The 24,566-nt window shown below is 43.4% G+C and carries 11 protein-coding genes and 1 pseudogene; 3 read left to right on the top strand and 9 right to left on the bottom strand.

All coding sequences use genetic code 11. The features are described from left to right. Window positions 1–6: 6 nt before the first annotated feature. The 8 genes from NSTC745_RS26640 to NSTC745_RS26605 all read right to left on the bottom strand — a co-directional run bounded on the left by NSTC745_RS26640 (window position 7) and on the right by NSTC745_RS26605 (window position 15,055). On the bottom strand, window positions 7–870 hold the full coding sequence (locus tag NSTC745_RS26640; protein WP_445633664.1) for an ABC transporter permease: 864 nt from the start codon (window positions 868–870) through the stop codon (window positions 7–9). Then, a complete protein-coding gene (locus NSTC745_RS26635) occupies window positions 827–1,678 on the bottom strand; it encodes an ABC transporter ATP-binding protein (RefSeq protein WP_445633663.1) in 852 nt (283 codons plus the stop codon). The genes NSTC745_RS26640 and NSTC745_RS26635 overlap by 44 nt, the downstream gene beginning before the upstream one ends. Before the next feature lie 114 nt (window positions 1,679–1,792). Next, window positions 1,793–4,429 (bottom strand): EAL domain-containing protein, encoded by a 2,637-nt coding sequence (locus NSTC745_RS26630; RefSeq protein ID WP_445633662.1) that lies wholly within the window; start codon window positions 4,427–4,429, stop codon window positions 1,793–1,795. 1,235 nt (window positions 4,430–5,664) lie between these two features. Next, window positions 5,665–7,434, bottom strand: a complete 1,770-nt coding sequence (locus NSTC745_RS26625) for a ShlB/FhaC/HecB family hemolysin secretion/activation protein (RefSeq protein WP_445638695.1) — start codon at window positions 7,432–7,434, stop codon at window positions 5,665–5,667. 504 nt (window positions 7,435–7,938) lie between these two features. Beyond that, on the bottom strand, window positions 7,939–8,898 hold the full coding sequence (locus NSTC745_RS26620) for a GGDEF domain-containing response regulator (RefSeq protein ID WP_445633661.1): 960 nt from the start codon (window positions 8,896–8,898) through the stop codon (window positions 7,939–7,941). Then, complete coding sequence (locus tag NSTC745_RS26615; RefSeq protein WP_445633660.1) at window positions 8,898–13,034, bottom strand: PAS domain S-box protein; 4,137 nt, start codon at window positions 13,032–13,034, stop codon at window positions 8,898–8,900. The genes NSTC745_RS26620 and NSTC745_RS26615 overlap by 1 nt, the downstream gene beginning before the upstream one ends. A gap of 813 nt (window positions 13,035–13,847) precedes the next feature. After that, a complete protein-coding gene (locus NSTC745_RS26610) occupies window positions 13,848–14,084 on the bottom strand; it encodes a hypothetical protein (protein ID WP_096539704.1) in 237 nt (78 codons plus the stop codon). 626 nt (window positions 14,085–14,710) lie between these two features. Beyond that, entirely contained in the window at window positions 14,711–15,055 is a 345-nt protein-coding gene (locus NSTC745_RS26605) for a hypothetical protein (RefSeq protein WP_445633659.1), read from the bottom strand. A gap of 651 nt (window positions 15,056–15,706) precedes the next feature. Here NSTC745_RS26605 and NSTC745_RS26600 point away from each other — a divergent pair. After that, window positions 15,707–17,395 carry a M14 family metallopeptidase gene (locus NSTC745_RS26600; protein WP_445633658.1) on the top strand — a complete coding sequence of 563 codons (1,689 nt, stop codon included), beginning with the start codon at window positions 15,707–15,709 and terminating at the stop codon, window positions 17,393–17,395. 172 nt (window positions 17,396–17,567) lie between these two features. Here the strand turns inward: NSTC745_RS26600 and NSTC745_RS26595 are convergent, their stop codons facing one another. Then, window positions 17,568–23,006 carry a beta strand repeat-containing protein gene (locus NSTC745_RS26595; protein ID WP_445633657.1) on the bottom strand — a complete coding sequence of 1,813 codons (5,439 nt, stop codon included), beginning with the start codon at window positions 23,004–23,006 and terminating at the stop codon, window positions 17,568–17,570. Window positions 23,007–23,283: 277 nt separating this feature from the next. Between NSTC745_RS26595 and NSTC745_RS26590 the strand changes: the two genes are divergently transcribed. Then, window positions 23,284–23,601, top strand: coding sequence for a GNAT family N-acetyltransferase (locus tag NSTC745_RS26590; RefSeq protein WP_445633656.1), 318 nt, complete (start codon window positions 23,284–23,286; stop codon window positions 23,599–23,601). A gap of 49 nt (window positions 23,602–23,650) precedes the next feature. Then, window positions 23,651–24,326 (top strand): annotated as a pseudogene (locus NSTC745_RS26585) (IS982 family transposase); the annotation flags it as partial. Between the last annotated feature and the right edge of the window lie 240 nt (window positions 24,327–24,566).

The following is a 24,566-nucleotide window of genomic DNA, read 5'->3' as shown; positions in this document are numbered from 1 at the left end:
TCCTGATTACATTGCCACCCGTGGATAAAGTTTTCCACCAATGATGGCTAAGATTATTAATGTTAACAAGAGAATTGTACAATCAAGCCCAAAGCCATAGATGCTATTGCCGTTCAACAACATGGTGCCGCGTAAGCCGTCTACCTCATAAGTCAAAGGATTTAGATGGGAAATAAATTTTAACCAGTCGGGCATCAACGAGATGGGATAGATGGCATTGCTAGCAAAAAATAAGGGCATCGTTAATAATTGCCCAATACCCGTCATCCGTTCTCGCGTTTTCACTAAACAGCCAATGATTAAGGAAAAAAGGCAAAAGCAAGCCGCCGCCAGCATCACCAACAGTAGCACTTGCAGAATCGCTAGGGGATGGAGATTGAGTTTGACACCTAATAAAAATGCTAAAACGTAAATCACCGCAACCTGGGATAAGCACCGCACCCCACACGCCAGTGCTTTGCCCAAGACCATGGCCACGCGGGGTGTCGGACTAGCTAGGAATTTATGGACAATCCCTAAATCCCGTTCCCAAATCAGCGTCATTCCACCAGTGAAAATTGCCACAAATAAAACGCTCTGAGCCAGAATACCAGCAGAGATGAAATCCAAATAAGGTAAGTCGCCTGTGGGAATGGCGCGAGTCCGGGAGAAAACTTGCCCAAAAATCAGCAACCATAAGCTGGGTTGTACGGCTCGAACGATTAAATCAGTGGGGTCGTGGCGGAGTTTGCGTACTTCTAATTCCGCGATCGCTAGGGTTTTGGTAACTAGCTCGCTAATTGCAGAGATGAAATTACGTCGGCGAGTAGGCTGTAGTAGTTGTACTTTAACCCAACCGCCCAGCAGTGCGTCTGGTTCTCGCTGTGTCACGGTAGTTGACTCCTGATGTTAACTGGTTGCCTGTGTAGTGAATAAAGACATCATCCAAAGTTGCGTTTGCTTTGCCCAAGGAGGCTTTTAAGTCGCTCGGTGCGCCTGTGGTCACGACTTGGCCTTGTTGCATAATTACCACTCGATCGCACAGACTGTCTGCTTCTTCTAAAAAGTGGGTTGTTAAAAATATAGTTGTGCCGTAATCGCTACAGAGTTGTTGAACGAGCTGCCATACTTGCGTGCGGGCGATGGGGTCGAGTCCCACAGTCGGCTCATCCAAAAATAAAATTTCGGGTTGATGCAAAATCGATTGGGCAATTTCCAGCTTGCGGATCATGCCACCGGAATAGGTGCGTACCAAACGCTTGCCAGCATCTTCCAAACCCATGTATTCTAGAATTTCCCAGATGCGGCGATCGCGTCCTTTTTTCGGTATTTCATACAACTTGGCAAAGATTAACAGATTTTCGTAACCCGTGAGGCTCCCATCCGCAGACAGCGCCTGCGGTACATAGCCGATGGCGCGTCTGACAGGATCGGATTGACGACTCACATCGTAGCCGGCTAAGATTGCTGTCCCTTCAGTGATAGGCAGTAAAGTTGTCAACATTTTAATTACTGTACTTTTCCCTGCCCCATTCGGCCCCAGCAGCCCAAATATTTCACCTCGTTCCACAGATATGCTCAGGTCGTTAACAGCGGTGAATTTGCCAAAACGGCGCGTCAGTTCCTCAGTTTGCAAAATCAGGGATTTTGGCTCGCTGGGAGGTTGCGATCGATTGATTTTTCCCGTAATTATTGTCACAAGTTTCGATGCACCTAATTAATTAGAAAAACTAACTATTAGTTTCCCAATATAATTACTGGAAGTCAATAGTTCGCTAGCAGGAAAAATAGGGAGCAATACTTCTTGGTTAAGCTAAATCGATGGTCGCTTACTTTCAAGGACTTCTGTTGCCTTCTGGGCAGAAAGTGGGCGGTAGAATAGAAAACCTTGTACATCCTCGCAATTGATAGACTTTAAAAACTCCAATTCTTCTTCGTTTTCTACCCCTTCGGCTGTCAGCCTCAACCCCAAACTCCGCCCCAAGGTAACTATGGCTTTGATAATATGGGCAACTTTGGCATCACGCGTCAAATCTTGGACAAAAGACTTATCGATTTTTAAATTGTGGAGTGGTAAAAGCTGTAGGCGCGAGAGTGAAGAATGACCAGTACCAAAATCATCAATGGAGAGGTGAACGCCCATTTGCTGTAAATCTTCTAATACGGTGCGTGTGAAGTCTAAATCTTCAATGGCTGTGCTTTCAGTAATTTCTAACTCTAAAAAGTGAGCTTCTAGCCCCGTTTGTTCGAGAATTTTAGCTACAGTTTCTGCTAATTTAGGTTGACGAAACTGTTTGAGAGAAAGATTTACAGCCATCATCAGGGCTGGTAATCCTGCATTTTGCCAAGCTTTATTTTGCTTACAAGCTGTCCGCAGTACCCATTCGCCGATGGGGATAATTAATCCGCTTTGTTCTGCCAGGGGAATGAAAACACTAGGCGCAACCAATCCCATCTCTGGGTGATGCCAACGCAACAAAGCCTCCATTCCAGTAATTTCCCCTGTGGCAATGTTCACACGAGGTTGATAGTACAAAGAAAATTCTTTGCGTTCTAGGGCATAACGCAGGCTTTTTTCTAAAGTCAGGAGTTCGGGATTTTTGGCGCTCAGGGAAGCGCTGTAGAATTGATAATTATTTCGTCCTTTGTCTTTAGCATGATACAAAGCTGTATCTGCGTGCTGGATTAGTGTTTCGGCGTCAGGACTGTTGTTATCGAGCAAAGCAATACCAAGACTGGCACTGATATAAAGTTCGTGGTCTTGGAGAAAGAAGGCATCTTCTAAGGTTTGTAAGATTCTCTCGGCTACTTGGGTTACCTCTTCGATACTACTCACTCGCGGCAGTAAAATGGTGAATTCATCGCCTCCCCAACGAGCTACGGTGTCTCCCTTTCTCAGTGAATCTTTTAATCTTTGGGCGACCTTTTGTAGTAGTTTGTCTCCCAGTGTATGCCCAAGAGTATCATTGATCGTTTTGAAGCGATCCAAGTCGAGAAAGATCGCGGCTAAACTTTCCCCGTTACGAGCTGCGTTAGGCAGGGCTTTGCTTAGCATCTCGTCAAATAGTAGACGATTGGGTAAGCCTGTGAGCATATCATGGAGGGCTTGATAGCGAATCTGTTCTTCTACTTGCTGACGTTGCCGCGCACCGATAATACTGGCAGCCATTGTCAAGAGGGCAGATTCTTCGTGCCTCGACCAATGGCGCTCATAGGTGCAATCTGCCAAACCAAGGTAACCCCAAAACTCGTTCTCTAGCCGCAGAGGCACTAGAAGTAGGGATTGAATACTGTCTCGAATCAACAATTCTTGTTCGGCAACGGGGAATGTTCGGGTGAGTCCGCTAATTGACTGCCCAGTAGAGAGAACATTATACCAACGGGTTAATCCAGAAGCTTCATAAGGCTGATTTTGCCAATGCTCGTAAGTATATTCGATAAAAGAGTGTGTCCATTCAAACCGCAGACTGACTGCTATTTCTCCTGTGGCTGGATGGGGATGATTTTGAAAAAGATAAGCGCGATCGACCTTGGCGGCTTCGCCCAAAACAGCTAGAGCTTTTTCAATACCTGTTTCGTAGTTCATTTCGCCCAGTAAATAATTGGCTGCTTCTGCAACCGCTTGGAGCAAGCGATCGCGTTGGCGTAGTTCGGCTGTCGCTTGTTTTTGCTCTGTAATATCCCTGGCAATAAAAGTTCTAATTAAATCGCTCTCAGGGAGGTAAAGAACCGATTGTTCAAAAACTTCTGTACCTACTTCCACCTCCCGCATAAATGAATTTTTTTCTAAATTGTTAGCTGCACTCAAAAGTCCTTTTAAAATTGGGTGTTTCATCCCAGTTTCCCTGATTTTGGGAAACTTGAGAGTTGCGGCTGGATTGAGATAAGTTACTCTTCCCTCTAAATCCATCTCGATAATTGGATTGGGAATTAGTTCGGGGAAGGAGGCTAGGCGAGCAAGAGCAGCTTCAGTCGCTGCTTCAAAGGTGGGATCTACAGCTAGGGTTTGAAAAGGATTGGCAGGCTCGGCTTGCTCTGATAAAAAACTAGATAAATCTTCAACGCCAGAAGATTCAGAAAATGCTTGTTCTGAGAGATTAGAAATAGCATAATATTTAGCTTGAGCTTGATTGCTCCCAAAGGCAATGATATCTCCATGTTTGAGGTTGTGAGAAAAGCAGCGATCGCCATTCACAAATAAGCCATTGGTACTTCCTTTTCCTTTATAGTTTCCATCAATAATCTGAAAGCCATATTGGTCAGTTTCTGGTACAGTTACCCGCAATAGAATTGCATGTTGCATTGATACTGACCGGGAAGCTAGGACAATGTTATTCGCGGGATGCCGTCCTAGAGAATAAGTAGCCTCTCTCAAAGGGACAGTTCGTTGCCCTTGTAGGTCTTGAATGACCAACAGATGGCGTATTTTTTCCCGCTCATTTCCTAGCATGATTATTCCTCAAATTTTCATATTTTTGGGTTGTAGTCTGAAAAATATTTCTCCCATAAGTTCGGCTTTTTAAGCTCTGCTTTGGGGAATTTTACTCAATTAAATTTATTGCTATCTATAGATTAAAAAATTTATATAATAAGCCAAACGGACTTTTATCTTGAGAATTTACCTCCTGCAACGAGATGGTTAATTCTTTAACAATTTTTTGCCATATAAGTCCTAGCTGTTTTCTCCAGTTACCCATAATTTATCAACTTTATTCCTCCATCTATACCATCTAACCTTTCCTTTTTTAGGATACCCAAAATAAAAGAAAACACAGAATTTAAAACTTGGTAGATTTGCGGATTTTTATTTTTAAAGTGATATTTAAATTACGGAAACTCCACAGAGTATGTAACTATCGTTTATTGCTGCGTCAGCATAATAAATTCCAAATATAGGAATCCGGTTTAATTTCTAAAATTATTTGTGTAGGGAGGGAACAGGCAAAGGTGAACCCTTAACAGGAAACAAGCCTCTTGAAGTTGTGCTGAGTTTGTTGACAGCAGTCCTATCAAATCCCTAGTAGAAGCATTTCTTCGACAAACTGTTCCAAAGATACAAAACGACTTTTCAGAAAGTAACAAATCTTTATCAAACAGAATTCAGGAGTCAGAATACAGGAAAGATATTAGACCTCTTGCAATCAATTGCTTTTTGCATTCTTGTGGGAAAAGGTTAAAGGGGAAAGGGAAAATACCAAACCTTTCCCCTTTTCCCGACTTCTGCAAGAAGTCTATTTTGTATGGCTGGCGGATAGAGCAGCGATTCGCCGTGTCCGGGAGCATCTGAAATAATCGACGTTTTTGTACCCCCACCACATTTCTTGAAATGTGGTGCAACAATTCAGTCGCGGATATGAATCCCCGACTAATAGCGATTCGCCGAGTCTTGCCTACGGCACCGAGCATCTTGATTCTGACGCCTTGGCGGAGTGTCCCCGGCTTTGCTCCTGAATTCTGAGTTCTGAATTCTTCTTCAATTTTTGATTCCACAAATAAAATTAGAAGGTTGTTACTAACTATTTTTTATTGATTTAATTTTTGCTTTGTTTGGTAAATGATTTAAACTGCGTCTACTTTGAAACCCCTAATATTTCAGAATCGGATTTTATTGCCAAATCCTACACTTTTCCCTGTTCTGTCAACCTACCCCTGTTTGAAAAACTCCAATTGTCAACTTGGGCAGAATTAAAAAGGATTATAGAGTAAGCTAAAATACAAACCGTTTTCTTGTAATGTGCGATCGCCCGATTCAACAGACACTAAAGGAATTCCCCAATCAAGACGAACAGTGAAGCGATTGCCCTGTGACCAACGCAACCCCAAACCAACAGCAGCTAGGGTATTAGGGTCGGGATTCTCTCTACCAGAACTGTTCCAACCAACACCAAAATCAACAAAGGGGACGACCTGCAAAGTACTATCTATCTGCGAGAAACGCAGAATCGGTATTTGAACTTCAGCTGAAACAAAAGTGCCATTATCTGTTAACAAATAATCCTGACGATAGCCTCGAATGCTATCTAGTCCACCCAACCCAAATTGTTCTATGGGCAAAAGTCTTCTCGATGCTAATTGTGTATTTAAACGCAGTAATAGTAAGGTTTCAGGAGCTAAAAGGCGTGCCCACTGGGCTTGTCCTTGCCAAGAAAAAAAACGGCTATCGGGAGGATTTTCATTTATTGTGGCATCCAAGGCACCAATGCCCAAGTTGAATTGAGAGCGGAGGGCGATAACTTCACGGCTGTTGCGAGAAGTCCATTCTTGAAAAAATCGTAATGCAGATACCCTAGTGCGTCCTTGTTCGTCAGCTCCAGGTGAAATTTCAGACGCAGGTATCCCTTCTCTCTGTAATAAGGACGAAATATCGCTTTCCCGTCGGGAAGCTGTTAATCCAATGGCCAATTCTCGTGTGGGAGTTTGGAGTATTGGCTGGCGAAATGTCAGTTCGTAATAACGAGAATCTGATTCGATATCTAAAATCTTGAAAGGAGGTTCAATGACACTACTCGACGTGATGCCATAGTTGAGGGCAAGGGTACCGTTGCGGGGATTGAGTGGTAAGGTGTAGCTGGCGTCAAAGGAATTACTACCATCGGTATTAGTGTAAGCTACGCCCAGACCATCTCCCAATCCCAATAAGTTGGCTTCGTTCAATTGTAATCGGCGTCGGAAACTACCTACACTAGGCGATCGCCCATTATCTAGAGCTATTTGGCTACTAAAGGTTTTTGCTTCGTTAATTTTGACTTCTAACAAACTCACACCGGTGCGCGACCCCGCTGAAAGTTCCGCAGACAAATTTTTAATTAAAGGATTAAGTTGCAAAAGTTGTAATGCTTCCAACAAACGCTGCCGATTTAGAGGAGGCGATGTAGCTATTGCTAGTCGGCTGCGGATATAGTTGGGGTTCAACCGCCTAGTTCCAGTTATTTGAATGTCTTCTAATTTACCTTCAACAACCTGAATTTTTACGACACCGGATTGGATTGTTTGAGGTGGGATATAAGCACCAGAGGTAATGTAACCATTTTTGACGTATAGCTCAGTAATTTTTGAGCGTGCCTGATAGACTTCGGTGAGGGAAATCGGTCGTTTAGTAAATTCAGCAGTAGCTTCGGCTAACTGTTGGGGAGTGAAAACTGTGCTGCCAATGACTTCAAACCGTTCAACGACAATAGTTTGAGGAGAGTTGTTAAGAACTGGTTGCTCAGGTGTTGGGGGAGAGGACGGAAATAGTTCTGCTGGTGGGGGAAGTGGCTGTGGTACTTCTGGTGAGGGAAGTGGAGAAGGCGGAGGTGGTTGTACATCCTGTGGCGGCGGTGGTGGTGGGATTTGTTGGGACAAGAGCGAATTGCTAGTTGGTAGTTGTGTGGTATCAACAGTCTGAGCTTTTAGGGGTGTAGAAGGGAGGCTACACAGAGATACAAACGCACTTACTGGTAATAACCATAACATTGCAATATTAGGAACTTGCCAATCAGAAAATGTCCAATTATTTCTTGTGGGGTGGGCATCTTGTCCGCCCGCAATCATGGACGGGCGAGACGCCCACCCTACAGGATTGTATAATTTGTTTTTTAACAATATTTGAAAAGTATATTTATTAATCATCGCACTGGACTATTTTTGAGCCTGACTTATGGAATTATACGGGGACTGTTATAGATGTGAATCTTACTTTATCTTTTGACACCTAAGTTAATAATTTCAGCAAATTAAAATCGAAAAGCTAAATTAACTGTTGGGGGAGGGAACAGGTAATGGGGGATAGGCTTCAATACTTGTCGGGTTTTGGGGAAAAAGGGAAAGAAAAAACCTTTAACCTTTACCCCAAATCCAAATATAGACAAAAATCAACATTGCTCATCGAGTGATTGACAATTAACTGCTATGGGGAGCAGAATATCGAGGAGTATACCAATATGCGTCTGGTGTGTCCCTGCGTTTTGTGGGGGTAGTTTACTTTTGAGTAGCAGCTGGGATATTTTGCACAAAGCGATCGCGTCCTGCTGTTTTTGCTTGATATAATGCGCGGTCTGCTGCGGCAATCATTTCTTCCAAGTCAGAATTTATTTGAGGAATTACTGTGGTAAACCCGGCACTCATGGTCACATAATGACTAACTTCTGAATTCTGATGAGGAATTGCCAATTGGCGGACAGCATCGCAAATTTTTTCGGCAACATGAGTCGTCCCTTGGGTATCTGTGTTAGGTAGAATTACAGCAAATTCTTCGCCACCATAACGAGCAACTAAATCTCCAGGACGTTTGACAATATCTTTGATGGCTTGAGCAATTTTGATGAGACAGCGATCGCCTGCTCGATGACCATAAGTATCGTTGTATGATTTGAAAAAATCAACATCGCAAAGAATCAAAGATAGTGGCTGTTGTTCGCGTTTCATCCGCTGCCACTCTTGGTAAAAATACTCCTCAAACCCCCGGCGGTTTGCTACTTCAGTTAATCCATCAATAGTAACTAATCGTTGCAATTCCAGATTCACAGCTTCGAGTTTTTGTTGTAACTGAGATTGTTGAATTAACCGTTTTACCCGTTGTCGCAAAACTGGCCAGTGAATTGGTTTGGTAATATAGTCCATTGCCCCGACTTCAAATGCACGGTCAACTGACTCTTCATCTTCAAGGCCTGTAATCATTAATACTGGAGTGTACTTACTAGGATCGAGAATTTGCAATTGAGTGCAACACTCAAACCCATCCATATCCGGCATGATGGCATCAAGGAGTACTATGTCTGGGCGAACTTGGTTATATATAGTTAAAGCTTCTATACCATTTCGAGCTTCGACTATTTGATACGCTTCCCGCTCCAAGAAATTACGTAAAATCATCCGGATGAATGGTTCATCATCAACGATTAAAACTAATGATTTGCTTTCTTGAGGGTTGGCTTTCATTATCCTTCCTTAGCAAGTTCTTTTTGTAAAGCAGTTTTAACTTGTTCATATTCTTGGTGTAGTTGTGATATGGCCTCTAGGCTGGTTTGGAATTTGTTGCTGCGTCCTTGCGCTTCTAATTGCTTGCAAAGTTGCGCCAGGTCCATCGCTCCCACAGAGGCGCTGCTGGATTTGAGTTGATGTGCTGTTTTCCATAAAGTCTGGGGATCTTGAGTTGCGATCGCTGTGCTGATATTTTGCACCAGTTTCGGAGTTTCTGTAAGATAGCACTCAATCAGTTCTGCAAATGCCGCATTATCTCCTCTAAGGATATTCCGCAAGGATTTGATAGTTTTGGCATCAATCTTAACAGTATTTAATGTCTGGTTTTGTTTCTCCTGGAGCATATTGCCCAGTGGTTGCAATTCCCAAGACATTACTCGATCTTGTTTAATTCTTTGGGGTGGACATTTGCTGAGTGCCTGGGCTAACTCCTCGATATGAACTGGTTTGCTAATATAATCATTCATACCAGCAGCTAGGCAAGCTTCGCGATCGCCCCGCATGGCATTGGCAGTGATGGCAATAATATAGGGACGAAAACCAACTTCCCATTGTTGATAAATTCTCCGAGTTGTTTCCAACCCATCCATTTCGGGCATGTGGACATCCATCAAAACTACGTCATAAGGCTGTTTTTCCAACGCTTTCAACACTTCTAGTCCATTAGTTACTACATCTGCCTGATAGCTCATTTTCTGTAGCATGAGTAGAGTAACTTTCTGATTGACTAGTGTATCTTCTGCTAACAGAATCCGCTGTGGCGATCGATATGCCAAATGCCGATCGACTAGGGGAAAATGGGAAGGAGAAATACTGGCTGGAGTGGGCTGATTACCCAAAACACGGGTAACAACATCATAGACTTGAGATTGTTTAATTGGTTTGCTCAAAGAAGCAGCAAACTGTACATCACCAAAATCAAGGGAAGTTTCTAGTTTACCCAAAGGGGTCAGCATTACCAAAGGTAAATTTTCACAGCCAGGTTCCTTGCGGATTTGTCGAGCCAGGGTTAGACCATCGATTTCTGGCATCTGCATATCTAAAATGGCAATATCAAACTGCATTCCCTGAGCCAATTGAGCTAAAGCTTCTTCACCAGATTTGGCAGCATAAGTTTGCATCTGCCAAGACTCTGCTTGCAAGCTGACAATTGTGCGGTTGGTGAGGTTGTCATCTACAATCAATAGCCGCTTTCCGGCTAGCTGCACTAACAAAGCGCTAAATTCAGCTTCTTCTGCCACAGCAGCCACTTGGGCTTTAATGGTGAAGTAGAATGTTGAACCTTGGGAAGAGTAAGAAGATGATTTTTTACTTTTCCATGTACCGGGATTCCCACCAACAAACCCCTGACTTTCTACCCAAAGGGTACCGCCCATCATCTGACTAAGCCGCTTGCTGATTACCAGTCCCAGTCCTGTACCGCCATATCGGCGAGTCATAGAGACATCAGCCTGAGTAAAAGGTTGAAATAAGCGTTCTAGTTTTTCTGGTGGAATGCCAATACCTGTATCTTTGATGGCAAATTGAATTTGGATTGGGGACTGGGGATTGGGGACTGGGGGGTGGGAAGAAGTTTCTTGAGTTAAATCGCCAGTCGCCAATCCTACAGAAAGTACCACTTCTCCTTTTTCAGTAAACTTGATGGCATTGTTGAGTAGGTTCATCAAGACTTGGCGCAGGCGAGTTAAATCACCGATGATGTGGGTGGGAACTTGCGGCTCGATTAGGTAAGCTAATTCGATACTTTTTTGGGCAGCTTTTGGGGCTAGAAGGTAGATAGCCTGTTCCACACAAGCTCTCAAATCAAAGGGCTGTTCTTCTAGTTCCAGTTTGCCCGACTCAATTTTGGAGAAATCTAAAATGTCATTGATGATGGTGAGTAAGGCATCACCACTGCTGCGGACTGTTTCCACAAAGTCTTGCTGCTGGGGTGTCAATTCAGTATCCAGCAACATGCCTGTCATGGCAATAACAGCATTCATGGGGGTACGAATTTCATGGCTCATCATCGCCAAAAATTCGCTTTTGGCGAGATTTGCGGCTTCTGCCTGACGTTTGGCTCGCTCCAAAGCGAAGTTTTTCAAAGTGAGTTCTTCACGTTGGCGGGTTTCTTGTTCGAGTAAGTGAGCTTGTGCCAAAGCAATACCCAACTGAGCTGCCACTGCTTCTAGTAATTCAATTTCATCTTGTGTCCACTGGCGAAAATGGCTACATTGGTGCAAAATTATAGCACCGTTTGGTTCTCCTTGGTAAGATGTGCGGATTGAAAGCATGGATTTTAGCCCAATTTTTCGGCAGGTAAGCTCAGTCCCTTGGAATAAAGGATCGATGTAAACATCTGGGGAGGCGATCGCACTTTCTTGTGCCATCATCTGCTCGGTATGGGGATTGTTAGGTATCAAAACTTCCAAGTTGAATATCGAGCAGTAATCAGGGAGAACGTTATACTCTGCGACTAGGGGAATTCGGGGGATGGGGTCATGAATGTAAGAATGAATTAAACAGCGATCGACTCGAAATGCTTTGCCAATTTGAGTAGCAGCCGTCTCAAAGATTTTGCTTGTGTCCAGACTTTGGCGAATTTCTTGAGTAATTTGTTCGAGTAGTAGGGTGCGATGTAATTGCCTTTGCAGTGCTTCTTTAGCTCTTTTGCTTTCGGTAATGTCGTGATTGATGCCAATAGTGGCAACAATTTGCCCTTGTTCGTCCTGTAAAGCCGCTACCGTTGTTTCGCAAATTCCCTGACTGCCGTCTTTGCGAATAAAATTTATTTCTCCTGACCAGCGTCCTTTGTGAGTGACTGTTTGCAGAACTTCGGTGCTTAATGTTGCCACTACTTCGGGTTTATGTAAAATACTTGGAGTTTTACCCAATACCTCGGCTTTGGTGTAGCCAAACATCGTTTCGGCAGCAGGATTCCAGTCAATGATACTTCCTGTTAAATCTGTAACGATCGCCCCATCATGGATAGTTTCAAAAGTCAGGGCTTGGTGACGGAGACGGGCTTCGGCAAGTTTGCGTAAGCGAAGCTCGTCGTAGACATCGCTAATGTCTGTTTGAATGCCAATGAAGTGACTTAATTTGCCATTTTCATCATGAATGGGAGAAATACTCAATTCATTCCAAAACAACATCCCATCCTTGCGATAGTTGCGAAGAACCACTTTACAACTTTTTCCTTCTTTAATAGATGACCGCAGTTCGTCGAGAGCCGGTTGTTCGGTATCTGTGCCTTGCAAAAATCGACAGTTTTGCCCAATTACATCAGTAGCACTGTAACCTGTTATCTCCTCAAAAGCTGGGTTGACATAAATAACTGGATTATGTGCAAGTCTCGCATCTGCAATAATAATTCCATTACTTGTAGCTGCAAGTGCCCTTTCCCTGAGTCTCAAGGTTTCTTCAACCAGTTTCAAATCAGTAATGTCAAACATAAACCCCCTCAGCATCGTAGGGGTTCCGGCTTCGCAAACTACGCTAACAACGTCTCGCACCCAAATAACTTGCCCGTCGGCTGCTAACATCCGGTATTCCAATTCGTGATTTTCGCGCCTAGCAGTTGCTTCTTGACAAAAACGAACAGATTTTTCTCGATCGTGTGGATGTATACGATCGACCCAGAAATTTTCCTCGTACCACTGGGCTATGGGATAATTTAGTATTTCTACCGCTTGCGACCCCACGTAGATAAATCGCCAAGTTTTTAAGTCTAATTCCCAAGGAATAACTCTGACAGTTTCCAAAAGCTGCCGCAGACGGTTTTCACTTTCGCGGAGGGCAATTTCTATCTGTTTTTGTTCAAAAATTCTGTGCGCGAACTCCTGACTTAGTGCTGTTATCTGCTGGTTACTTGCTTGTATTCTCAGAGTAAAATAAATTGATAATGTTACCGTACTGATAATTAATAATCCAGCAACGAAGAATCGAGCAATCATTGTAATTTGTATTAATAACCCTGCAATTAGCAATGAGAGTTTTTGCCACAGTAAGATTACGCAAATTGAGAATAAAATCCCTAGCAAAAGTGCTAGGAATTCTCGTTTGCGGCAAAATTTTACAGCTTTGAACCAATCACATTGGTGCTGTTTGACCACTTCTTTACCCTCCAGCACTTTCAGGGCTTTTTGTGCTAACTTTCACTTTTAAGTAATCTAAAATATCAATGGCAAGGGGGCAATTACGGAATTTTTTTGAAGTAAAGTACTTGTCTTTTTGACAAAAACTTTATTAGAAGATAAGAAGGGGGTGGGATTTGCTGTTGATTGCTATAGCATTTCTCGATAAGCGTGAGGTACAAGGTAGGGGCGCATAGCTATCATTGGTGTCAACTTAACGTGAAACCCTGATAGAAAGGTGATGAGCGAGTTCTACTCATTTACCATCAAGATCCGCGTTACCCCACCCCGGTTTTGCTGGCGCAAAACCTCCCCTCCCCTTGCTAAGGGGAGGGGTTGGGGGTGGGGTAAAATCCCTGTGGGATAAGCGTTTGAGCTTAAGTTGACATCAATGCATAGCTATACGCCCCTACAAATTTTCTGTACCTGGTGTGATTGGGAACCGCTATAACTGTTAACGTCACAGTTAATGGTCTAAAAAGGCTTGCCGTGACTCCGTGCTGCTTTGTCCTCTTTCTTGATTAACTCCAGAATTTTGAAGGGAAGCCTGGGTTGTAATCTAGCGTTGTGACATTTTAGCCAGCATTTTTGTCTGCGATCGCAGTTTTTAAGAAAAATAGGTGAAAACCTTTAGCCAAGGGACAAAAAACGATTCTGGTGTTTACACGACAGTAGTATGTATTTCTCAGTCAACACTAAACTTTTTTTCCGGCTAGAGAAAGCACCCAGAAAAGTCAAAATTTTATCGGATGGAGGAAACCTCCATCCAAAAATTGAAAAATAATCTGTAATTTAAACCACAGCTTCTTCGCGCTGGCAATCAAACACAACTACGAAAGAAGCGTTGGGAATCTCCTGGCGCAAGTGTTGTATATAACCATCTGCATCCGAACGACTGCGGAAACGAGCAACAATTTCGCGTTCTGTATCAGGAAGCAAACGAGCGATCGCCCAGGAATTTAGGCGTTCTTTGTAAGCAATACTTTGATTTCCTGACTTAGAAGCTCTGTATTCAGTATTTTCTGGCATAATTATCTTTTCCGTATGAAGTTTCATGAAGCACGTTAATTAGTTTCTAGGTAGGAATGCACTAACGCTTTTTTTTTAAGCTGCTGCCACCTTGTTATTCGATTATTTATTAATTGTCAATACTGAGAGCAATATTTGAAACAAACAAAGTTTTAAATTCCAGGTATTTATGACTTTAAAGCTTGAATGTACAAGAGTTTTCAGAATAAAAAAATACTCAAGCCAAAAGTCAAGACAACTATTAGTCGGCAACTTGAATCGATACACGTAAGTAAATTCTGTATCAGTAGTGAAATATCGAATAAATCCCAAAGTTCAAAACCCCGACTTTTTTGATAAGCCGGGGTTCTTGTTGTTCCAGAATTAGAAAAAAGCCTTTTTTATTCCATTCCGCAATGGGAATACACTCTCAATACTGCTCGGTTAAAGATTTTTAACTCGGAATTGGATTTGGGGAAAAGGTTAAAGGGTAAAGGTTAAAGGTTTTTTCTTTCCCCTTTTCCCCAAAACCCGACAAGTCTTGAATACACTCTCACACTATTGAATGTTAACAATCATCAGCAACCATCAAGACTAAATCGCACTTGTAAAAAGAGATGGGTTTATCTTAACTATAACTGTTATGCCTATTTATCTAATAGGGATTCAAATTCAGCTTGTAAAGCGGTTATATCTGCTAATCTTGTGACTAATAAATTATCTTTGCCAGCATTAGTTAAACATAATTTCCAATAATCAATACTATCTGAGTTATTTACCCAAAACTGAATCACTGTATCAACAACTCTATCCATATTCCAACCCCGCTGCGGTGGAACTGATTCTACAGATTTGAGAAATGTATCTAGCGTACAGGTATGCATTCCCAAATATTCTACGCCTTGGCGGGATGGTTCTTGCCAAATCTGTTGTTGATGATTAAAAAACTGTAAAAGTGGAGATACCCCTACAATATCAAAAGTGTATTTCATATTAATCCTTACAATTTTTAATTATTACAGTGAAATTTGTATTTTTAAAATAATATCTGACAAATACCTTAGCCATCTAGAAAAAGTACAATTCCTGTCTATATCGGAGGTATTAAAATAGAATTTTAAACTCATAATGCAATCAGGGAGGGACTTTAACTCACTTATTTATCCAGCATTCGCACAAAATTAAGTTGCAGAGTTCTGAAGAATGACTCCTGAATTATTGATTATTAAATTTTAGTTAGAATTTAGCACTTGCGAGCTGAGAGTGCTAAATTAGCTTTAATTGTTAAACCTGTTATTAATGAGTTTCAGGCATAAATTTCCGGATTATATATATTTTTAATAATTATTTAAGAATTGCCTTGGTAAATTGCAGAAATTACAGCAGATTGCTACTTTGCGAGGTACAGATAATTGTAGGGGCACAATATATTGTGCCCCTACCCATGTACTTCATTTATCTGAAATAAGCTGTAAATCGATTTAATTTTGAGAGTCAAGGCGGGTATCGGCTTCTTCTGCCTGAAATGACTCAGCACTTTTAGCGCTTGCACTTTTTTGGTCGCTCTTTGGCGATGGGCAGATGCTTGATTCGTCAGTGATATTGTAGATTTACGAAGGACGGGTGCATAGTGAGGTTTAGTTATGCCAGATATTAGATTTGATAAATACTACCGTTACGAAGACCTGACACTTATTCTTCACGGTTTTGCTGAGGAATTTCCGCAATTAGTACGCATTGAAAGCATCGGCAAAAGTTACGAACAACGTGACATCTGGCTATTAACAGTTACTAACTTCGCCATTGGTTTAGATGTAGAAAAACCTGCTCTCTGGATTGACGGCAACATCCACGCTACCGAACTGGCACCGTCGAGTGTTTGCCTTTACTTTTTGCAAACGTTAGTTACAGCCTACGGCACCCACCCAGAAATTACCCGTTGTTTGGATACGCGCACTTACTACATTTGTCCCCGTGTTAACCCTGATGGTGCAGAGTTAGCATTAGCTGACAAGCCAAAATTTATTCGCTCAAGCACCCGTCCTTATCCCCATGATGAAGAACCTAACGATGGGTTAGTCATGTCAGACATCGATGGCGATGGCCGGATTTTGCTGATGCGAATCCCCGATGCCAATGGCGCTTGGAAAGTTTGCCCCAGCGAACCACGGTTGTTGGTGCGGCGCGAACCAACAGAAACAGGCGGTCAGTATTATCGCTTACTGCCAGAAGGAGCGATCGAAAATTACGACGGAGTTCAAATTAAAATTCAGCCTCCCAAAGAAAAATTAGATTTAAACCGGAATTTTCCATTTTTGTGGCGGCAAGAATTTGAGCAACCGGGGGCTGGTTCCTATCCGACATCAGAAACAGAAGTGCGATCGCTCGTCGATTTTATCACCACACATCCCAATATTACGGGGGCGATCGCTTTTCATACCTACAGTGGTGTCCTCATCCGTCCTTACACCCACCTCGCCGATGACGAATTCCCGGTGAATGACCTCCGCACCTACCAACGCATTGGCGAAAAAGGTACTGAACTCACCCAATACCCAGCGATTTCTGCTTTTCATGAATTTCGCTACGACCCCAAAGACGTAATTACAGGTACATTTGATGACTGGGCTTATGAATATCAAGGTTTATTCGCCTGGACAGTAGAAGTATGGAGTCCCCAACGCCAAGCCGGAATCGCTGATTACAAATACATTGATTGGCGGCGGGAACACCCTCTAGAAGATGACTTGAAACTGCTGCGCTGGAGTGATGAAAAACTTGCAGGTAAAGGCTATGTAGATTGGTATTCCTTCGACCATCCGCAACTCGGAAAGATTGAACTCGGCGGTTGGAATACAATGTACGCTTGGACAAATCCGCCTCCAGAATTTCTGGAAAAGGAAATAGCCCTGTTCCCTGAGTGGCTGGTGTGGCATCTATTAATTTCCCCGCGTTTAGAAATTTACGAAGCCAGCGCTGACAACTTGGGCAATGATACTTATCAGGTAAGGCTAGTTATACATAATACAGGCTGGTTACCCACATACATCACCCAAAAAGCTTTGGATAAAAAGCTGGTACGAGGTTGTATCTGTGAAATTGAATTACCTGCTGATGCAACATTGGTAACAGGTAAACCCCGTGAAGAGTTAGGTCAATTAGAAGGACGTGCCTACAAACCTTCAGCACCTGATAGGCGACAAAGCGATCCTACAAGCGATCGCGCCAAAGTGGAATGGTTAGTACGTGCTACCCAAGGCAGCACAGTTAAATTGCTAGCCCGTCACGAACGCGCTGGAGTTGTTCGTACTGAACTGACATTTAGTCATTAGTCATTAGTCATTGGTCAAAACCCTTCGGGTAGGGAAAAGGGAAAAGGTTAAAGGGAAAAGGGGGGATCTTACCTTTGCCCCTTGCCCTTTGCCCTTTTCCCCTATTCACCAGTCCCCAGTCCCCAGCCCCTTGCTAGAATTAGCAAATGACCAATGCTCGCACCGCGAACGGTTACGAGTAATTAAAGTAACCGCTAGTTAGACTCAACCCAGTTTGAGCATCTACAAGAGCAATCAATTCATCGGGTTCGGTTCCTGGTTTATCTCTAAATAGCTGGGTGTTAGTACCGGAGATAACTAAACGATAATCAGTACTTACACCTCGAAGTTGAATGATATCTTCACTGGTGCTAAAGTCAGTGATTCTCGCATAGCTATCTGTTCCCGCAGTCAGGGGATTATTGTCATCGTAAAAGACTGTATTTGTATCTCCTAAAACAAAGCGATCGCCTCCCAAACCTCCTGTTAAAATGTCTACCTGGCTTAAACTGGGGCTAGTTCCACTGCCATTGAGAGTATCATTACCTGCACCGCCTCGGAGAGTATCGCTGAGATTTCCTCCCCTCAAGTTATCTGCTTGTGAGGTGCCAAGAATATCAAACTGCTCAATATTGAAGTACGAGATAGTACTATCTCCTGCGGAAATGCTGCCACTGCCATTATTGCCCACAGTAGTAGAGATGCCAGCAGCAGTAATGGTAGAGTAGTCAACCTTGAGTAAATCAGTTTCTGTGCCGCCATCTACATAATCAGCACCGAGTCCGGGGTCTAAGGTATCATTGCCTTCTTCGCCCCGCAGTCCAGCGAAGTAATTAATGGGAATCAGTTCACCAGGATCGACGATAAAATTACCGTTACTGTCAATGAAGACATATTCTGTGTAAAGAAGGGTATCCCTATCATTACCAGAGCCACCTTTGAGGTAGTCGTCTCCTTCCCCAGCGTAGAGACCATCTGACCCGCCGTCACCTGAGAGGCTGTCATTGCCTACCCCACCAAAGATCAAATCGTTCTCAGCTTGCCCGGAAACAGTATCATTGCCAGTATCGCCATAAATGCGATCTTTGCCGCTGCCTGTGATAATGTTATCGTTGCCATCTCCGCCTTCTATAATATCTTGCCGAGTAGTAGCACTGAAATTCAAAACATCGTTACCACTGCCAGATATGAAGTTAATAGATTCGATATCTTTGAAGTTGACATCGTTTAAAACTGCGAAAACACTAGCATTGGTGTAGGTAACAGTAAAGTTAGTTGTGATGGTATTGCCTGAACGGTCTAATTGTAGAGTATCAATGCCATTGCCGCCAATAATCGTATCGGCTCCTTCGGCGGGATTGAAATAGTCATCACCGTCTCCGCCCAAGAGGCTATCATTACCTGCACCTCCGTAAAGACTATCGTTGCCTTCTCCCCCTAAGAGGGTATCATTACCCGCCTCTCCATAAACATTATCGTTGCCTGCTTGTCCTAAGAGACTATCCTGACCAAGACCACCTCTAAATTCTTCATTTCCGACACTTCCTGAGATGGTGTCATTGCCATCTCTGCCTTCGACATAGTTATTGCCAATGGCTGCACTTAAATTGAGGTTATCACTGCCACTTCCAGATAACAGACTAATGGTTTCTATTTCCTTAAAGGTGGTATCGGCAATGGTAGTTAAGGTATTGACATTGGTGTAGTTTAGTGTCAAACCAACAGATCGATCGGAGCGATCTAAATCGAGAAGGTCTGAGCCAGTTCCTCCCAAAACAGTATCGGCTCCTTCTTCTGGTTTGAGATAGTCATCGCCTTCTCCACCTAAGAGGCTATCATTGTCTGTACCTCCGTAAAGGGAATCATTACCTGCACCGCCTAAGAGGGTATCATTACCTGCCTCTCCATAAAGCTTATCATTGCCTGTTTGTCCTAAAAGACTATCCTGACCAAGACCACCTCTAAATTCTTCATTTCCGACACTTCCTGAAATGGTGTCATTTCCGTTTCTGCCTTCTACATAATTATTGCCAATGGCTGCACTTAAATTGAGATTATCATTGCCACTGCCCGACAACAGACGGATGGTTTCAACTTGTTTAAAGGTGCTATCAGCAATGGTAGCAAAGACATTAAGATCGACGTAATTCAGGGTTAAGGCGGTCGATAAGTCAGAATGATCTAATTCGAGGTAATCTGAACCTGTTCCCCCAACAATAGTATCTGCTCCTGTCCCTGGTCTTAAAGTGTCGTCGCCATCTCCCCCGTCTAGGCTATCAATGCCTGAACCACCATCAAGATCGTCATTGCCATCTTCGCCTAACAGAGTATCATTGCCTGAACCGCCATAAAGTCCACCGAAGCGACTAGTGCCCAAAAGACCCAAATAGGTGCTATCGTTATCATCTCCAGTACCACCTCTAAGCAAATCATCGCCATCATCACCATAGAGTCCGTCAGTGCCAGCTCCTGCTGTGACGGTATCGTTGCCAATTCCCGCCAAAATCAAATCGTTGCCGATGCCTGTGGTAATGTTATCGTTGCCTGCTCCACCTTGAACAGTGTTATTACCAATGGCAGCAGTAATATTGAAACTGTCATTACCACTGCCAGAAACCAGGTTGATGACTTCTATTTCTTTGAAGGGTACGCCACCTGTGGCAAAAATGCTGGCGTCGGTGTAACTAACAGTAAAGTTAGTTGTGCCACCACCATTATCTAAATACAGGGTGTCATAACCTGAACCGCCAATAACGGTGTCTGCACCTCCTCCCAAGTCGAGATAGTCATTACCAGCTCCGCCATCTAGGCTATCATTGCCGGCTCCACCGAAGAGATCGTCATTGCCATCTTCGCCTAACAGAGTATCATTCCCTGCACCACCATAGAGTCCCCCGAAGCGACTAGTGCCCAAAAGACCCAAATAGGTGCTATCGTTATCATCTCCAGTACCGCCTCTAAGCAAATCATCGCCATCATCACCATAGAGTCCGTCAGTGCCAGCTCCTGCTGTGACGGTATCGTTGCCAATTCCCGCTAAAATTAAGTCGTTACCTATGCCTGTGGTAATGTTGTCGTTACCTGCTCCGCCTTGGACGGTGTTATTACCAATGGCGGCACTAATATTGAGGCTGTCACTACCACTGCCAGAAACCAGGTTGATGACTTCTATTTCTTTGAAGGGTACGCCACCTGTAGCAAAAATGCTGGCGTCGGTGTAACTAACAGTAAAGTTAGTTGTGCCACCACCATTATCTAAATACAGGGTGTCATAACCTGAACCGCCAATAACGGTGTCTGCACCTCCTCCCAAGTCGAGATAGTCATTACCAGCTCCGCCATCTAGGCTATCATTGCCAGCTCCACCGAAGAGATCGTCATTGCCATCTTCACCTAAAAGGGTGTCGTTCCCTGCACCACCATAGAGTCCCCCGAAGCGACTAGTGCCCAAAAGACCCAAATAGGTGCTATCGTTATCATCTCCAGTACCGCCTCTGAGCAAATCATCGCCATCATCGCCATAGAGTCCGTCAGTACCGGCTCCTGCTGTGACGGTATCGTTGCCAATTCCCGCTAAAATTAAGTCGTTACCTATGCTTGTGGTAATGTTGTCGTTACCTGCTCCGCCTTGGACGGTGTTATCGCCAATGGCAGCACTGATATTGAGGCTATCACTACCACTGCCAGAAACCAGGTTGATGACTTCTATTTCTTTGATGGGTAACCCTGTGGAGAAAACGCTGGCGTTGGTGTAGCCAATAGTAAAGTTAGTCGTGCCACCACTATTGTCTAAATACAGGGTGTCATAACCAGAACCCCCAATAATGGTATCTAGTCCGCCGCCAAGGTCGAAGTAGTCGTTGCCGACTCCTCCATCAAGGCTGTCATTACCGGCTCCACCGAAGAGATCGTCATTGCCATCTTCGCCTAAAAGGGTGTCGTTCCCTGCACCGCCATAGAGTCCACCGTAGCGACTCGTATCAAAAAATCCCAAATAGGTGCTATCATTATCATCCCCAGTACCACCTCTGAGCAAATCATCCCCATCGTCGCCATAGAGTCCATCATTGCCAGCACCGCCATTAAGGGTGTCATTGCCATATTCTCCAACGAGTAGGTCATTTACTAAACCCGTTTCGATCGCATCGTTGCCAATTCCACCAAAGACTACATCTTTGCTAGTGGTTGCCGAGATTTTGATGCTATCATTCCCTGTACTAGCAACGATATAAATGCTTTCCACTCCCTGAATTTTCACCTGGTCAGTGGCTAATGCTGAGGTATCGTTGAGGTAGTTAATTATCAGGGGTGTGGTTTCTCCGGTATAGTCGATGTTGAGGGTGTCAATGCCTGTACCGCCGATGACACTATCAATGCCGATACCTGGGTCAAGATAGTCAGCGCCATCTCCGCCGTTGAGGGTATCATTGCCAGCACCGCCATAGAGTCCTCCGTAGCGACTCGTATCAAAAAATCCTAAATAGGTGTTATCATTATCGTCGCCTGCGCCACCAACCAGGGAGTCATTGCCATCGTCGCCATAGAGTCCATCATTGCCAGCACCGCCATTGAGGGTGTCATTGCCGTATTCTCCAACGAGTAAGTCATTTACTAAACCCGTTTCGATCGCATCGTTGCCAATTCCACCAAAGACTACATCTTTGCTAGTGGTTGCCGAGATTTTGATGCTATCATTCCCTGTACTAGCAACGATATAAATGCTTTCCACTCCCTGAATTTTCACCTGGTCAGTGGCTAATGCTGAGGTATCGTTGAGGTAGTTAATTATCAGGGGTGTGGTTTCTCCGGTATAGTCGATGTTGAGGGTGTCAATGCCTGTACCGCCGATGACACTATCAATGCCGATACCTGGGTCAAGATAGTCAGCGCCATCTCCGCCGTTGAGGGTATCATTGCCAGCACCGCCATAGAGTCCTCCGTAGCGACTCGTATCAAAAAATCCTAAATAGGTGTTATCATTATCGTCGCCTGCGCCACCAACCAGGGAGTCATTGCCATCGTCGCCATAGAGTCCATCATTGCCAGCACCACCATTGAGGGTGTCATTGCCACCAAAACCAATCAAAAGATCGTTGTCAATGCCACCGACGAGATTATTTGCATTGTTGTCGCCAAAATAGTTCGCTTCTTCGACTTGAATTTGCTGACCATTAAGGGTAATCGTGGCGCGGTCATCCTCCGTTTTTAGCACCTGTAAGGTTTTACTGTCCAGAAATTTACCTTGTACTAAGGCTGCAAAAATTGCTCCCTCATCCCCTGGCGTATCTTTTTTCTTAATGTAAGCATCAATATAATGTCCAATTTCTTCTAATAAAACTGCATTAATCGATTCACTAGACGCACTCGCAACAAATTTATCAGACAGATAAATTGTATTCTTGCTGGCAGCATAAGCCCCGATCGCATTACCCAGAATACTACTATTAATTACCTCAATTTTAGGTAATTCAGTAAAATCACTAGTCTGCCACTGCGATCGCAGTTTTTCCGCACTAGTACTAGTGTATTTACCAAAAACAGTATCTAACAAATTCCAGAAGTTTTCGGAATCAGAAAAGGCGCTTAGTTGGTTGTGTAACTGTGTCAGGAAGGGTTTTAGGGAAAAATTCATAAAATATATTTTCTACGTAAAATGAGTAATATCACCAGAATTAGATGATATACTTAAGTATTACGTAGCACAGTATATCCTAGTATTTCAAAAACACATATAAAACTCATCTTTAATTTTTGAATACAGTTAGTTAAGCCACTAAAACCGTCGATTGGTCAGCTAAACAAGACCTTGCACACCCTAAATCTACTGAATTAAAATTCGCGTAATTTGACATTTGGTGAAGATGCAAATTCTCAAATAGACTTTTTGCCATAACTAGTGGACTACGGCTTTGTCTAAACCCCTAATTACCGTTCGCCTCATTGCACGCGACGAACTTCCCCAACTTCTGGCGTTGTATCAACATCTCAATCCTGTTGATGCACCTCTACCTGCTGACGACGTGTTAGAGTCCATATGGGAGGAAATTCTGGGCGATCGCCATTTGTATTACATAGTTGCCGACATTGGTGGTGAGTTAGTTGCTACGTGTAATTTAACCATTGTTCCCAACTTGACACGCGGCGCACGTCCATACGGGATTATTGAAAATGTTGTCACCCACTTTGATTATCGCCGACAGGGATTTGGTACGCGGGTGCTGCATTAACGACTCATGCCTTGGTGCTTAATGTCCCAAGAGTTGTTTTTTAGATACACGGACAGGAGAAATTACAGGGATTAGTTTTATAGATTCTACCCCGATAGATGTGTGTCATAACTGTCGCTCTCACGCCCATAAAGTTTTTAAAGGGTTAGTGAAATGGGGTAAAAATTCACCTTCGTTGGCACTTTGGGTTTAAACTTCATTTGATTATCAACGACAAAGGAGAATTACTGGCATTCAAACTAACTCCGGCAAATGTTGATGACCGTAAACCAGTTCCAGATATGACTCGTGACTTAATCGGTAACGCCAGTTGCTTCTCTACGAGACGCTTCGCGAACAAGTCGGCACAGCCGCCCAACGCACTGGCTCAACTTTTTGGAGATAGAGGATATATCTGACAAAAATTATTTGAAGAGTTATACGAACGAGGTTTAAAGCTAGTTACTAAATCTAAGAAGAAAATGAAAAACCGTTTGATAAAACTGATTGATAAAATCCTTTTACGCAAACGCGCGGTAATTGAGTCAGTCAATGACCATCTCAAAAATATGTGTCAAATAGAACACTCTCGCCATCGTAATGTATTTAACTTTTTAGTCAATCTGATGGCTGGTTTGGCTGCTTACACCTATTTACCCAAAAAACCCTCGATTGATATTTACCCAAAAGATTTGCCTGCACTACCTCCTGCCATTTTCTACTTCTGTCGAACTCACGTTAAGTAAGCATAGCTCACTCTACTCTATTTTATAGACTGGCAAAAAAGAGGCGATCGCTTCATTAAGTTGATTGCTACTTCTTGTCATACTTTGTACAAGCCTTTTTTTGATGACATCCTCTAATACGAGATTAAAAATTGTTCTTGGATAACTCCCGCGTTCCACTAAAAAGCGAAATAATAAAAGGATACGTAGTTTTTCTGGCACTCAGCTGCTGTCACTGTTAATTCACTTGTACAGAAGCTA

This window comes from Nostoc sp. DSM 114161, from assembly GCF_052692665.1.
The sequence above is the reverse complement of the archived record's forward strand: the minus strand, read 5'-3'. Positions and strand labels throughout refer to the sequence as shown.

What these genes read in the sequence shown, in the direction of transcription:
- NSTC745_RS26605 (WP_445633659.1), bottom strand. Translation starts at nt 15,055, where the DNA reads ATGAAATACACTTTTGATATTGTAGGGGTATCTCCACTTTTACAGTTT.
- NSTC745_RS26600 (WP_445633658.1), top strand. Translation starts at nt 15,707, where the DNA reads ATGCCAGATATTAGATTTGATAAATACTACCGTTACGAAGACCTGACA.
- NSTC745_RS26610 (WP_096539704.1), bottom strand. Translation starts at nt 14,084, where the DNA reads ATGCCAGAAAATACTGAATACAGAGCTTCTAAGTCAGGAAATCAAAGT.
- NSTC745_RS26625 (WP_445638695.1), bottom strand. Translation starts at nt 7,434, where the DNA reads ATGTTATGGTTATTACCAGTAAGTGCGTTTGTATCTCTGTGTAGCCTC.
- NSTC745_RS26595 (WP_445633657.1), bottom strand. Translation starts at nt 23,006, where the DNA reads ATGAATTTTTCCCTAAAACCCTTCCTGACACAGTTACACAACCAACTA.
- NSTC745_RS26630 (WP_445633662.1), bottom strand. Translation starts at nt 4,429, where the DNA reads ATGCTAGGAAATGAGCGGGAAAAAATACGCCATCTGTTGGTCATTCAA.
- NSTC745_RS26620 (WP_445633661.1), bottom strand. Translation starts at nt 8,898, where the DNA reads ATGAAAGCCAACCCTCAAGAAAGCAAATCATTAGTTTTAATCGTTGAT.